Origin of the sequence: Corynebacterium spheniscorum (assembly GCF_900113445.1) — a bacterium.
In the GTDB taxonomy this organism is placed as follows: domain Bacteria; phylum Actinomycetota; class Actinomycetes; order Mycobacteriales; family Mycobacteriaceae; genus Corynebacterium; species Corynebacterium spheniscorum.
The window spans coordinates 62,768-76,264 of record NZ_FOPJ01000012.1 but is presented as its reverse complement, the minus strand read 5'-3'; the positions used below and the strand labels follow the sequence as shown (position 1 = coordinate 76,264).

The following is a 13,497-nucleotide window of genomic DNA, read 5'->3' as shown; positions in this document are numbered from 1 at the left end:
AAAAAACGTTCAGTCGGCATCCGACGAGGAAAAACCCAACCAAACAAAATTTCTGCACACAGAAAAATCCATGCCCATGACAACACAGTGAAATCATGCACCAAACAAGACAATATTTTCATGGCCCCTCGAAAACACACCCTTCACAAAAAAAGGATGCCAGTGCTTCAAGGCCACCCGGCACACAACCACACACGGTCACAAACACAAACACCATGCACAAAACAAACAAAAGTACATCAACACACTATTGAGTTCTCAAACATCAAGACCAACACCCACACCAACCCGCCAACCAAGACAGGAGATGAAGATGAGTCAAAAATACCAGCAGACCAACACACAAACCTCCGCAAACGAAGGCCGCAACCAGTCATGCTGACCCCCATAAAGTTACACACCCCCACAACACTTCACAAACCTCCAGCTCAACCGCGGTTTTTTGAAGACGTATAGAAGCTTTATGGTGTCTTAAACGCACTCATGCGCACTAAGAACCACGTGCGGCATGCCGTGGCCCTTATGTGCGCATGAAACGTGTGCGGGAAACCGTGGGGCTTTCGTTCTCGAGTAAAGCTCTAGTCCGGGTGACTAATGCGTTGGATATCCGCACCGAGGCTGCGGAGATCTTCGACGAAACGCGGGTAGCCGCGGTCGATGTGGTGCACACCGTGGATTTCGGTGGTGCCTTCGGCGACGAGTGCGGCAAGGACTAGTCCAGCGCCGGCACGGATATCGCTACTCCATACCGCGGTGGAGGAAAGTTGTTCTTGGCCGCGGATGACGACGTGGTGGCCGTCGACGGAGGCGTCTGCACCGAGGCGTTGCATCTCGTCGACGAAGCGGAAGCGATTTTCGAAGACGTTCTCGGTGATGATGCTGGTGCCTTCGGCGATGGCGGCGATGCCAATGGCCATGGGTTGAAGGTCGGTGGGAAAGCCCGGGAACGGAAGGGTTTGGTAGTCCACGGCGTAGGGGCGGTGATTCATGCGCACCCGGAAACCGGTGGTGAAGGTTTCGACTTCGGCGCCGGCGTTTTTGAGTTTTTCTAGCGCCAGGTGCAGGTGGCGGGGGTTGATGCCGGCGACGGTGATATCGCCGCGGGTCATGGCGGCGGCATAGGCCCAGGTGCCGGCGACGATGCGATCGCCAATAACGGAGTGTTCGGTGGGGTGGAGTTTTTCCACGCCGTCGATGGTGATGGTGGAGGTGCCGGCGCCTTCGATGTGCGCGCCCATGGAGTTGAGCATGTCGCAAAGATCGACGATCTCTGGTTCGCGAGCGGCGTTATTTAATACGGTGCGCCCCTGTGCGAGGACGGCGGCGGTCAAAATGTTTTCAGTGGCGCCAACGCTGGGGAAATCCAGGCTGATGGTGGCGCCGTGCAGGGATTGGGCGTCGGTGACTACGCAGCCGTGTTCGATGCGGGTGGTGGCGCCGAGTTGTTCTAACCCGGATTGGTGCATGTCGAGGGGGCGGGAGCCGATGGCATCGCCGCCGGGGAGGGCGACTACTGCTCGACCGCAGCGGGAGGTAAGGGGGCCGAGGACACATACTGAGGCGCGGAATTGGCGGACCGCGTCGAAGTCGGCGTCGCTTCTTAGTTGATGGGGGGTGGTGATGGTGACGGTGCCGCCATCGATGTGGACTTCGCAGCCGAGGCCTTCGAGGACACGCTGCATGAGCGGAACGTCGAGGATTTCGGGGCAGTTCCTCAAGGTGGTGGTGCCTTCGGCGAGCAGTGCTGCGGCCATGAGCTTAAGCACGCTGTTTTTTGCGCCATAGACTTTGACGTTGCCGCTGAGTCGATTTCCGCCGCTAACTAAAAAGGTGTCTTTCACAGTTTCTGATCCTAGTGTGGGATATCTGGGTGCGGGGCGCGATGCGCGCGGAGGTGCTGTGCAATGGGGTTCGGGATGCCGTTGTTTGGTGCAAGCACTCTGAAGCAGACCAACTGAGGCAGTGCCCTTGCGACAGCCCCCTGAGAATGCACATATCCCCAGCCGTTGGGGGCTGGGGATAGAGCAAAAGGTCTGCGGTTGATCAGGGCAACGCGCCAATACGGCGGGCTGCGTTGACCGCTTCATAACGAGTATGTGCGCCGAGCTTACGCATAACCGAACGCAGATAACTCTTCACCGTCTCAGCACCGATGCCCATTTCTTCAGCGGCTTCGACATTGGTGTGGCCAAGAGCAACGCAGCTTAAGACGTCGAGTTCGCGGGCAGAGAGCTTGGTGGATTGCTTGATACGTACCGGGGTGACCATCTGGTCGCAGAGGAATTCCAATTCCTTGCGCAGCACATCATCATCGACTCGGTTGGCGAGCATCCGCAGCTTGGAATGCGTGGAGCGTACCTGCTCCCACTCCGCACCGTTCATGACGCGGCCGGGCTTATTCAAAGCCATCTTGCCGCCATCGGCGCGACGCATCGCGGAGTTAACTGCGAGGTCTTGTTCCAAGGTGCGAGCAGTCATGGTGACTTCTTCAATGACTTTGTCGCCGAGGCGCACTGGGGAGTGCACGCCGACATATAAAACGCCGCGGACTTCGCGCTGCACAATGACGGGCACTGCAACGATCGAATGCAATCCTTCATCTTGGATTGCGCGGTCTTTTTCATGGGTAATGACATTGGCCCGGGTGTAATCACTGACGCCCACGGGGCGGCGAGTATTCACCACTCGCCCACCGACGCCTACGCCCGGTTCAATACTGAGGTTTTGCAGCGCGGGTGTCCGCAGGCCAACCCATTGGGTGATCTGCAGTCGATTATCGCTCAGAAGCGTTGCATACATGGTGACGGGAATACCCGTCGCCGTTTTCAACGAAGTCAATGCTGCACGGATTGCTTCGTCATCATCGCGGGCGCGCAGGGAGTCCACCGTGTGCTCCTCCTGGGGGGCCGTGGGGGGTACCCCTAAGGGTGCACCCGTGGGGGTATACCTTAAGGGGCTTGGATTGTGTTATCGAATGTGGATTATAGCGGGAAAACGGGGGTAAACCTAACTTGAGCCTTTTTCAGTTCTCTAGTGAAACCTATGAGGGCTGACAGTACCGATGCGCTGGCCGGCCTTTGCAGCACGGGTTTTGCCCCTGAGAGAAACCTAAAGTTCCACGTCACCCCCGTGCGAGCCTACCCCCGAAGGATTTATTGTGACCATCTTGCATGAGCGATATTGCTGAAACAGTCAAGATGACATTTCCCCTAGCGAACAGGTCTGTCTATCTTTTTAAGACCATTCTGTCTGTAAGGGGTGTATGGTCAATGTCTGTTACTCAAGGAATAGGAGAAGCACCTCATGTCTAAGATCTATGAATCCATTACCGACACCATTGGCCACACCCCGCTAGTGAAGCTTCAACGCCTCAGCGAAGGCCTCCCGGCCACCGTCTTGGTGAAAGTAGAGTCCTTTAACCCCGCCAACTCGGTCAAAGACCGCATTGGTGCCGCAATTATTGAGGCCGCCGAAGAATCCGGGGAATTAAAGCCCGGCGGAACCATTGTGGAAGCCACCAGTGGTAATACCGGCATTGCACTGGCGATGGTCGGTGCTGCTCGTGGTTATAACGTGGTGCTGACCATGCCGGAAACCATGTCCTCTGAGCGCCGCGTGATGCTGCGCGCCTATGGGGCGGAAATTGTTTTGACCCCGGGTTCTGCCGGCATGCAGGGTGCTGTGGATAAGGCCAATGAGATCGTGAAACAACGCGAGAACGCTATCTTGGCTTCGCAATTTACTAACCCGGCCAACCCCAAGCGCCACCGCGAAACCACTGCGGAGGAAATCTGGGAGGACACCGATGGCAAGGTCGATATCTTTGTAGCCGGTGTTGGTACCGGCGGAACCGTCTCTGGTGTGGGCGAGGTACTTAAAGAACGTAACCCTGAGGCCAAGGTCTATGCCGTGGAACCGGCTGACTCCCCGCTGCTTTCTACCGGCAAGGCTGGCCCGCACAAGATCCAGGGTTTGGGTGCTAACTTCATCCCCGAAACCTTAGACCGCAAAGTTCTGGATGAGATCATCCCGGTGTCCAGTGATGATGCGGTGCGCGTTGCCCGCGAACTAGGCACTAAAGAAGGCATCTTGGGTGGTATCTCCAGCGGTGCGAATGTGTGGGCTGCCCTGGAGCTAGCTAAGCGAGAAGATAACGCTGGCAAAACCATCGTCACCTTGGTGACCGACTATGGCGAGCGCTATGTCTCCACGATTCTTTATGAAGATATTCGTGGCGAATAGTTAAGCTGCTGCGATCCAGACAGCAAATTTAGGGTGCAGGTAGGGACACACTGATAGGATTCGTGGCCATGCACTCACTGTGGAAGATGATCCGCGAGGACCTCGCCAATGCCCGCGACCATGATCCAGCCGCCCGTGGCGACCTGGAGAATGCGATCGTGTATTCCGGACTACATGCCATTTGGGCACATCGTGTGTCTCATTGGCTGTGGTGTCGCGGGGTAAAAGCCCCGGCGCGGATCCTTTCCCAATTCACCCGTTTTCTCACCGGCATTGAGATCCACCCCGGCGCGCAGATCGGCCGGCGTTTCTTCATTGACCATGGGATGGGCATTGTGATTGGGGAAACCACGGAGATCGGCGATGGCGTGATGCTCTATCACGGTGTCACCTTGGGTGGGCAGGTACTGACTCAAACCAAGCGGCACCCCACCTTGGGCGATAATGTGACCATCGGTGCGGGCGCCAAGATTTTAGGGCCTATCACCATTGGTGCTGGCTCTGCGGTGGGCGCTAATGCAGTGGTCACCAAGGACGTGCCGCCGGATCATATTGCGGTTGGTATCCCCGCTAAATCGCGGCCGCGTAAACCGGATGAGAAGCTCAAGCTGGTTGATCCGGATTGCTACGGGCACGGCGAGAACAAATAATTTTTCGCAACACTTTAAGGGCTGCACCTTCCCTGGTGCGGTCTTTTTCTTATGTCTAACTGCTGTGGTTTAGGTGGGTGCGCTAGCGCCAGAGGCCTCGCCGAGGGGCCCTTAGCCGAAGGCATCTAGCCGAGGAGTTCGCGGTACTCCGGGTTTTTATCAATGAAATGCGCTACCGCAGAGCAGCTGGCCTTCACTTGCCAGCCTTGGGCGCGGGCTTCATCTAGGGCGGCTTGAATAAGCGGCGTGGAGAGGCCCTGGCCGCGGAAAGCGGGATCGATGACGGTGTGGTCAAAATCCACGCTGTCTTCGCCTAGGGGGCGATAATCAGCGTGCCCGGCGAGGGTGCCTTCTTCATCGCGAATCTCGAAGGTGTGCTTGGCGCTATTGTGTTCAATCTCCATGCCGGAAATCCTACCGTCGGGGCAATGAAAAAGAACCTCTTTGGGAGAAAACTTTCCCAAAGAGGTTCTTCATTGTGGCCAGAGCCAGGATCGAACTGGCGACCTTCCACTTTTCAGGCGGACGCTCTACCGACTGAGCTATCTGGCCGCGATAAACCATTCTAGTGAATGCTCTATCTGCGCGACCCTGACGGGACTTGAACCCGCGACCTCCGCCGTGACAGGGCGGCGCGCTAACCAACTGCGCCACAGGGCCTAAATGTTGTGCTGCACACGTGGTGTGCTGTGCACGAGTAGCTACTCTACACAGAGTTGATAAGAGGCAACAAATCCCCAGCGTCCTCCCCTTTTTCGGGGGTTTCCGCTGAGGTAAGGTGATCCCCTACGGCTGCGGCGATCTGTGTGAAGTACCTGGGGCTCTGGGACCACCCGAGCTCGCTGAGCTGTTCCAAGAGCGCACTGAGCGGACTCTCTGACCGCGACGCTGATGAGATGCTGGTGCGGCGGATGCAAAAACGGCGGTGCTTTCTCCTGAAGAAGAAAACTCCGCCGTACTTTTGCGACCCTGACGGGACTTGAACCCGCGACCTCCGCCGTGACAGGGCGGCGCGCTAACCAACTGCGCCACAGGGCCAAAAAGCCCCATAAATATGGGAGTACCCCCAACGGGATTCGAACCCGTGCCGCCGCCGTGAAAGGGCGGTGTCCTAGGCCGCTAGACGATGGGGGCCAGTCAGCCAGGCGCGATGTACGCCGTGCGACTGCGGATTACACTACTTCATAATCTGGAATTTCCCCAAATTACGCGCTGACCTTTGGTTTTCTCGGCATCTTTTAACACCTTGTGCGCAAGTAAGCTTCTAGTTATGAGAAATAAGAAGCTCTTTCGTTGGGGTTGCGGATCGCTTATCGCGATTGTGCTCGCACTTGGTCTCGGTGCCACATGGATCCTTGGCCCTAGTGCGGGCATAGCCCTAAGAGCACAACCCTTCTTCTTGATTCCGCCTTCCCCGCAGCGTTATGCCGCGGTGGTGGTTGACTATGCCGAAAAGCTTGGCATTCATGGTGATACCCCAGAGTTTCAGAAGGCCAAGCAGGAAGCGTTAGCAAAGATCAAGAATGCCCAAACACTGGCGGATACCCATGAGCCATTAAACCGGCTGCTTAAAGCCGCCGGCGGAAAGCATTCACGGCTTATTCCACCGAAGGAAGCTTCTCAGCCCAGTGGCGATGTATTACCGGAAGTAAGCCAAGAAGGCCGCGTACTGGTATTGAAGGTGCCGGAATATATCGGTGAGCTAAACGGCGAGGACTACGCCAACACCTTGGCCAAGGGCATTGGCGATGCTGATGCTTGTGGCGCAGTGGTAGATCTTCGCGGCAATGGTGGCGGCGATATGGGCCCCATGGTGGCTGGACTTTCCCCGCTACTCCCGGATGGGGATGTGCTGTGGTTTGCCGGGAGGAGTTCCACTACCGCGGTAACCATTAACGGCAATTCCGCTTATGGCGGGGGCTCCCCCATTGAGGCTGCTACGGTAGGCAAGGTTGAATGGCCGGTAGCTATCCTCACCGATTCCGGTACCGCTAGTTCCGCTGAGGCGACTTTGTTGAGTTTCCGTGGTCTGCCTTATAGCCAAAGTTTTGGTGAGGCGACTGCGGGTTATGCCTCGTCTAATACGGCCTTCACTATGTCAGATGGGGCGATGGTGTTGTTGACCATCGCGAAGGATAAAGACCGTACCGGTGCAGAGCACCTTGATGACCCCGTTGAGCCAGATCATCCCACCCCTGATCCCATGGGCGCAGCCTTGAAGTGGCTGGAAGATCAGGGCTGCCGCTAAGGAGAGCATCTCGGCCAGTAGTCTCACAATCTCGCGTTGCCTACCCGAATGCGGGTAGGCATACCTGTATCTGCGCCCGTCCGCAGCACACCTGAGATACCCCCACCCGCAGATCTCGACTAAGGTCCGCATCTAAAAACTAAAGAGAAAATGTTTTTCAGCAACCAGGATAATCCCAGCGCATAAATGATCACTGGAACTGAATTACTTTCCCACCCTCCGTGAGTAAGTCACACCTTAGTGAAACATGACTACCCCCGTTTAGATACCCTATGGGGTATCGGGAACCTTTACAGTCACACATCCGACTACTTCGATATAGCCCTTCAGCTCAATACTCACCCTTTTGCCCACGGAGGACTCCTTGGACATCGTTGACATATCGCGGTGGCAATTCGGAATTACCACCGTTTATCACTTCATTTTCGTACCCCTGACCATTGGTTTAGCCCCAATGGTGGCGCTCATGCAGACAATGTGGGCGATTAAACGCGATGAACGCTGGTATCGAATGTCGCGTTTCTTTGGAACGGTTTTATTAGTGAACTTTGCCATGGGTGTTGCCACCGGCATTGTTCAAGAATTCCAATTCGGAATGAACTGGTCTGAATATTCCCGCATGGTGGGCGATGTATTCGGCGCCCCACTTGCATTAGAGGGCCTTATTGCCTTCTTTATGGAATCGGTATTCCTGGGTCTGTGGATTTTCGGGCGCGGAAGAATTCCGGTCTGGCTCCATACTCTCTCCATTTGGATGGTCGCCATTGGCGTGAATATTTCCGCCTATTTCATTATTGTGGCGAACTCCTTTATGCAGCACCCCGTTGGCGCGATTTATAACCCGGACACTGGGCGCGCGGAATTAGTGGATGTGGTGGCGCTGCTGACTAACCCCACTGCGCTGGCGGCCTTCCCGCATGCGGTGGCTGGCTCCTTCTTAACCGCCGGGACCTTTGTGCTCGGCATTGCCGGGTGGTGGATGATTCGGGATCGTGCGAAGGCGGCCCTGCACCGTGGGGCGTTGAAGATGGGGCTGTGGACTACGGTTCTTTCTTCCATTGCGGTGGCTATTACCGGCGATATTCAAGCAAAGCTGATGTTTATTCAGCAGCCCATGAAGATGGCGTCCGCGGAGTCGCTGTGCCATACGGAAACAGACCCGTGGTTCTCGGTCTTAACCATCGGTACCCACAATGACTGTGAGGCTGCCAAGCACCTGATTGAGGTCCCCGGGGTCTTAAGTTTCCTGGCAGATGGGCGGTTTAGTGGCGTGACTTTGCAGGGCGTTATGGATCTGCAGGCACAAATGGAGCAGCTTTATGGCCCCGGTAATTACACCCCGAACCTCTTTGTCACCTATTGGTCTTTCCGCGCCATGATTGGCCTGATGGTTGGGTCTTTGGCGCTGGCAGCGATCGCTTGGTTCTTTACCCGCAAGAATCGCCTGCCAGAAGGGCGTAATGCGCAGATCTTTAACGTCGCTTGCCTAGCGGCACTACCCTTCCCCTTCTTGGCGAACTCTGCCGGGTGGATCTTTACCGAAATGGGACGCCAGCCGTGGGTGGTGCACCCGAATCCGAATTCGGTGGGGGATCCGCGTACGGAGATGATCCGCATGACGGTGGATATGGGTGTGACTGATCATGCGCCAGTCAATGTGATTATTTCGCTGATCGGTTTCACCGTGGTCTACGCCGCACTGGCTGTGGTGTGGTTCTACCTGATTCGCCGCGTGGTGTTGGCTGGTCCGCCGGTCGAGGTGGATGCGGATCATCCGGACTACCAGGCCTCGGCCGAAGAGGCTTTGGAGCCAGTGCGCTTTAGCCACAATGGTGCAGCTGAGATTGAGGCTCGCGCAGGTACTGCTGCCAGTACCGCTGGCGGTGGCTCGGTTGCCCTGGCCACGAAACCCAGCGAGCACCGCGAACCCAGCGAGCACCGCGAGCACCGCGGTGGCGGCGGCCGTCATCGCGTGAAAGAGCCCACGGACCGCCCCAGCGCAGAGCGCCTCACCGACCCAACAGCCAACCCCACTAACCCCTTCCCGAACAACACCGAAAAGGAGTCCTAGTCTGCCATGTTTGGCCTTGATTTGCCCCTGGTGTGGTTCATCCTCATCGCCTTCCTCTTCGCCGGATACTTCCTGCTCGAAGGCTTCGACTTCGGCGTCGGCATCCTGCTGCCCTTCGTGGGCCGCACGGAAGCTAAACGCTCCGCCATGCTGCGCACCATCGGCCCGGTCTGGGATGGCAACGAAGTGTGGTTAATTACCGCCGGCGGCGCGCTTTTCGCCGCCTTCCCGGAGTGGTACGCCTCCATGTTCTCCGGGTTCTACCTGCCGCTCTTCCTCATCCTTTTAGGTCTGATTGTGCGCATCGTGGGCCTAGAATGGCGCACCAAAGTCGATACCGATTATTGGCGCGCCTGGTGCGACCGCGGCATCATCGTTGGCTCCTGGCTACCGCCGGTGCTCTGGGGTGTGGCTGTCGCCAACCTCATCCGTGGTGTCCCGGACAACGCCGGTCTGGTCTACCCGCTGCTCAACCCCTTCGGGCTCCTCGGCGGCCTGGCCTTAACGGCCGTGTTCGTCCTCCACGGACTCACCTTCTTGCGCCTCAAGACGGCCGGTGAACTCCGCGAACGCGCCGGCGCACTGCTCACCCCCGTCGCCGCACTGGCGCTGATCTTGGGTGGTGCCTTCGCAGTGGCCGCACAATTCCTCTATGGCAAGGACTGGACCTGGGTAGCCACCGGCCTGGCCGCAGTGGGCCTGCTGATTGGTATCTTCGGTGCCCTGCGTGGTCGCGATGGCATTGCCTTTAGCGCCACCTCTATAGCGGTGATCGCCGTAACGGTGCTGGCCTTCGGCGCCATGTTCCCCATGGTGTGGCCGGGTATGGATCTGTGGGCGGCAGCATCCTCCGAATACACCTTGAAGTTCATGACCTGGTCCGCCATCCTCATCACCCCCTTGGTGCTGCTCTACCAAGGCTGGACCTATTGGGTTTTCCGTAAACGCATCACCGCCCACACCGTTTCCGCATGATCCAAAAACCAGTCGATCCTCGACTACTCCGGCTCTCCCGCCCAGCCCGCCGCTGGGTGGGGGTTGCCGCTTTTTTATCCGCCGCCGCCGCCATCACCACCATCTGCGCCGGCTTCCTCATCGGCCATATCACCGCCGGCATCATCGAAGGGCCCACCCCTTCCCCACAGCTTTTCATCGCCCTTGGGGTTGCCGCCACCCTACGCGGGCTTATCGCCTGGGCTAGGCACCGCTTCGGCCATATCGCCGCCATCGATGTGGTCACTGACCTGCGCGCACGCACCCTACGCAGCCTCGCCCTGCGCGACCCCCGCACCCTGGACCGCGCGCATTGGCGCACCATTTTAAGCAGCGGCATTGAAGGGCTGGCCCCCTACCTCACCGGATTCCTCCCGGCACTGGCAGCCACCTTCATCGCCACCCCCGCCGCACTGGCAGTGATCTTCTACGTCGACGCCCCCTCAGCGCTGATCGCGCTCATCACCCTGCCACTGATCCCGCTATTTATGTGGCTAGTCGGCACACTCACCCAAGGGCGCACCGAAAAACGGCTCCGCGACCTCAGCGTCCTCAGCGAGCAGATGCTTGACCTCGTCGCCGGCCTTCCCACCCTCAAAGCCTTCCGCCGCACCCACGCGCCCGCCAAAGAAATCGAGCGACTCTCCCACGCGCATCACCGCTCCACCATGCAGGTGCTCAAAATCGCGTTTCTCTCCGGATTCGTCCTCGAATTCCTCGCCACCCTCTCGGTCGCACTCGTCGCCGTCGGCATCGGTTTTCGCCTTATCGATGGCTCCATCACCCTTGCCGCGGGCCTGACGGTCCTAGTCATCATCCCCGAGGTCTACAACCCCGTGCGCGAAGTGGGCTCACGTTTCCACGACGCCCAAGATGGCCTCGCGGCTACCCATGAGGTGCTCTCCGAGATCGAGCGTCCCCGCCCGCAGGCACCATCTGTTAGCACTCTTCCCCCGCATGCCGCACCTTCAAGTGATAGCGGCATAGTCGTTAATTTTGATCGCTTAAGTGTTCAAGGCCGCGATGGCACCCGCCCGAAGAATCTCTCCGGTACCGCCCAACCAGGGCAGATCACCGTGCTGGCCGGGCCTAATGCTTCCGGTAAATCCACCGCCCTTTTAGTACTTCTCGGCATCACCACCGAAGGCGTAGATGGTCAAGCAATTGCCTATGGCCCTGAACCCATCGATGTCTCTAAGCTGTGGAAGCGCGTGTCCTACCTACCTCAACGCCCAGCGCTCTCCCCGGCGCTGGTGGGAGAAGCCGCCGAACTTTCCCTTGGGCAACGCCAACGCGTGGCCTTTGCCCGCGAGCTAGAACGCGAACGCGAACTCCTGATCCTCGATGAACCCACCGCGCACCTGGATGAAGGCAATGCCCGCATTATGCTCCAGTGCCTCCGTAAGGCTGCCGATAGTGGGGTCACCGTGTTGCTCGCCTCCCATGACCCGTTGGTGCTTGACGCAGCTGATCACATCATCGAGGTGAACTCATGATCCGCGCCATTCTTGCCGGCACGTTAACGCTACTTGCCTCCATTGGGTTAACCGCCACCTCCGCATGGCTGATTACCCGCGCCTGGGAAATGCCACCGGTTTTAGACCTTGCGGTGGCGGTCACCGCAGTGCGTGCTTTGGGTATCTCCAAGGCAGTCTTCCGCTATATCGATCGCCTCGTCTCCCACGATATTGCGCTTAAACGCGCCGGCCAGACCCGCACGCAGGCCTATCGCAGCTTGGCGGAAGCCCCCTCTGACTACACCGTGCGTTTAGGCCGCGGGGCGCTTCTTACTCGCCTGGGTGCTGATGTAGACATGCTCACCGATGAGGTGGTGCGCGCCTTAGTACCCGCAGGGGTGTGCGCGCTGACTTCCTTGGTAGCCATCATCGGGATTGGGATTCTCTCCCCTGCTGCCGCCGCCGTCTTAGCCCTCGGGTTGGTGATCTCTGGGGTGCTAGCACCATGGTTATCGGCGCGGGCGACCCGCCGCCGCGAAGATGCCCGCGCACTGACGGTCCAAGAACATATCACCAGCATTGACCGTGTGCTTGCTGATGCGGTGTCTTTGCGTATCCGCGAGCAATTAGATAACGCCCTAGAGGATGCTGAAGTTGCTTCCCGGCGGCTGGCTGCCGCGGAAGAACCCGATGCGCCAGCCCACGGCTTGGCGGCTTTATCCACCCTATGGACGGTGCTCGGTGTGCTGCTGGTGGTGCTTATGACCGCAAGCGATCACTCCCCGCAATGGGTTGGGGTTCTAGCCCTTGTGCCGCTTGCGGCCTTTGAGGCCACCACCGTGATGCCAGCTGCAGCTGTGGCCTGGGAACGCGCCCGCGGGGCTCGCCGCCGCATTAGCGAACTTGGGGTGGAAACCCACGTACACCAGCGCAGCACCACGAGCGATTCTTTGACCTTAAGCGCCCACGATCTTGAGCTTTGCCGCGGCACGTTAGGCACCATCAATCTTGAGGTGCCCTTCGGTGAGCGGCTGCGGATTACCGCTCCTTCTGGTGCCGGGAAGACCACCTTATTGCTCACCTTGGCTGGGATTTTAGAAGCCCGCAGTGGCGAAGTATCCGTGGCACCAGAGTCGGTGACCTGTATTAGCGAAGATGACCATATTTTCGCCACCACCATCCGCGATAACTTAGCCCTTGGCGCCCCCGATGCCGCTGATGAGCAAATGTGGGAAGTACTAGAGGCCTTGGGATTAGCGGCCTGGGCGCGCAGCCTCCCCGAGGAGCTTTCCACGGTTCTTAGCGATGGCGCAGAAAGTATTTCCGGTGGGCAACGCCGCCGCATTCTCTTAGCCCGCGCACTGCTGACTGACTCTCCGATTCTGCTTCTGGATGAACCCGATGAGCACCTTGATGATGTGGGAGCGGCTCAGCTCGAAGCGCTTTTTGCAGCCCCTGAACTTCCCGGTACCCGCGCAGTGCGCACGGTGGTGGTGGCCTCGCATCCGCGTGCAGGTGCTGGTGATGCTGGCAGCGGCCAATTGCCGGTCTTGGCTTTTGACCAAGGTTAAGTAGCAAAAAGTGTGTCTGGTTTTCGGGATTCGCGCTGCTTAGACCATGAAAATCGCGATTATATAAGGTGCGGTCTTTACGCTGATCCCGAAAATTCACCCCCTCCCCTAACGGCACTAATCCAGCCGCTGCTGAGTTACTAATAGTCGCGTAACTGCGATCTCTTGTAGACCGACGAACGATGACCAATGGAAACGACAAGGATAATCAGATCATTGTTTTCCAAAGTTGCAACCACCCGATAGTCCCCCCACACGCCAGCGC

At 58.1% G+C, this 13,497-nt stretch carries 11 protein-coding genes and 4 tRNA genes; 8 read left to right on the top strand and 7 right to left on the bottom strand.

Annotation, left to right across the window (positions count from 1 at the left end; all coding sequences use genetic code 11):
* On the top strand, window positions 1–456 hold a 456-nt coding region (locus BMZ01_RS11305; protein WP_218140945.1), incomplete at its 5' end, for a hypothetical protein.
* Between the two features lie 122 nt (window positions 457–578).
* Here the strand turns inward: BMZ01_RS11305 and murA are convergent.
* Window positions 579–1,841: a UDP-N-acetylglucosamine 1-carboxyvinyltransferase gene (gene murA, locus BMZ01_RS08950; RefSeq protein ID WP_092286582.1), complete on the bottom strand. Its 1,263-nt coding sequence runs from the start codon at window positions 1,839–1,841 to the stop codon at window positions 579–581.
* A 202-nt stretch (window positions 1,842–2,043) separates the two neighbouring features.
* On the bottom strand, window positions 2,044–2,886 hold the full coding sequence (gene ramA / locus BMZ01_RS08945) for an acetate metabolism transcriptional regulator RamA (protein ID WP_092286580.1): 843 nt from the start codon (window positions 2,884–2,886) through the stop codon (window positions 2,044–2,046).
* Window positions 2,887–3,303: 417 nt separating this feature from the next.
* Here ramA and cysK point away from each other — a divergent pair, with 417 nt between their 5' ends.
* Both cysK and epsC read left to right on the top strand, forming a co-directional pair.
* Window positions 3,304–4,242: a cysteine synthase A gene (cysK, locus tag BMZ01_RS08940; protein WP_092286578.1), complete on the top strand. Its 939-nt coding sequence runs from the start codon at window positions 3,304–3,306 to the stop codon at window positions 4,240–4,242.
* A gap of 68 nt (window positions 4,243–4,310) precedes the next feature.
* Window positions 4,311–4,892 carry a serine O-acetyltransferase EpsC gene (gene epsC, locus BMZ01_RS08935; protein ID WP_092286576.1) on the top strand — a complete coding sequence of 194 codons (582 nt, stop codon included), beginning with the start codon at window positions 4,311–4,313 and terminating at the stop codon, window positions 4,890–4,892.
* A gap of 125 nt (window positions 4,893–5,017) precedes the next feature.
* Here epsC and BMZ01_RS08930 read toward each other — a convergent pair whose 3' ends face one another.
* The 5 genes from BMZ01_RS08930 to BMZ01_RS08910 all read right to left on the bottom strand — a co-directional run bounded on the left by BMZ01_RS08930 (window position 5,018) and on the right by BMZ01_RS08910 (window position 6,026).
* Window positions 5,018–5,296 (bottom strand): GNAT family N-acetyltransferase, encoded by a 279-nt coding sequence (locus BMZ01_RS08930; RefSeq protein WP_092286575.1) that lies wholly within the window; start codon window positions 5,294–5,296, stop codon window positions 5,018–5,020.
* A 75-nt stretch (window positions 5,297–5,371) separates the two neighbouring features.
* A tRNA-Phe gene (locus BMZ01_RS08925) sits at window positions 5,372–5,444 on the bottom strand.
* Between the two features lie 34 nt (window positions 5,445–5,478).
* Window positions 5,479–5,552 (bottom strand) — tRNA-Asp (locus BMZ01_RS08920).
* A 304-nt stretch (window positions 5,553–5,856) separates the two neighbouring features.
* Window positions 5,857–5,930, bottom strand: a tRNA-Asp gene (locus BMZ01_RS08915).
* A gap of 23 nt (window positions 5,931–5,953) precedes the next feature.
* Window positions 5,954–6,026 (bottom strand) — tRNA-Glu (locus BMZ01_RS08910).
* 136 nt (window positions 6,027–6,162) lie between these two features.
* On the opposite strand from BMZ01_RS08910, the gene BMZ01_RS08905 reads away from it, so the two are divergent.
* From BMZ01_RS08905 to cydC, 5 genes are all read left to right on the top strand, one after another.
* Window positions 6,163–7,140, top strand: coding sequence for a S41 family peptidase (locus BMZ01_RS08905; protein WP_092286573.1), 978 nt, complete (start codon window positions 6,163–6,165; stop codon window positions 7,138–7,140).
* Between the two features lie 364 nt (window positions 7,141–7,504).
* Entirely contained in the window at window positions 7,505–9,211 is a 1,707-nt protein-coding gene (locus BMZ01_RS08900; protein WP_092286571.1) for a cytochrome ubiquinol oxidase subunit I, read from the top strand.
* A gap of 6 nt (window positions 9,212–9,217) precedes the next feature.
* Entirely contained in the window at window positions 9,218–10,186 is a 969-nt protein-coding gene (cydB, locus tag BMZ01_RS08895) for a cytochrome d ubiquinol oxidase subunit II (RefSeq protein ID WP_092286569.1), read from the top strand.
* The gene (locus tag BMZ01_RS08890) at window positions 10,183–11,700 is read left to right on the top strand and encodes an ABC transporter ATP-binding protein/permease (protein ID WP_092286567.1); all 1,518 of its coding nucleotides are present in this window, start codon (window positions 10,183–10,185) and stop codon (window positions 11,698–11,700) included. Before cydB ends, BMZ01_RS08890 begins: the two co-directional genes overlap by 4 nt.
* Window positions 11,697–13,232 carry a thiol reductant ABC exporter subunit CydC gene (gene cydC / locus BMZ01_RS08885; RefSeq protein ID WP_092286565.1) on the top strand — a complete coding sequence of 512 codons (1,536 nt, stop codon included), beginning with the start codon at window positions 11,697–11,699 and terminating at the stop codon, window positions 13,230–13,232. Before BMZ01_RS08890 ends, cydC begins: the two co-directional genes overlap by 4 nt.
* The last annotated feature ends 265 nt before the right edge of the window (window positions 13,233–13,497 follow it).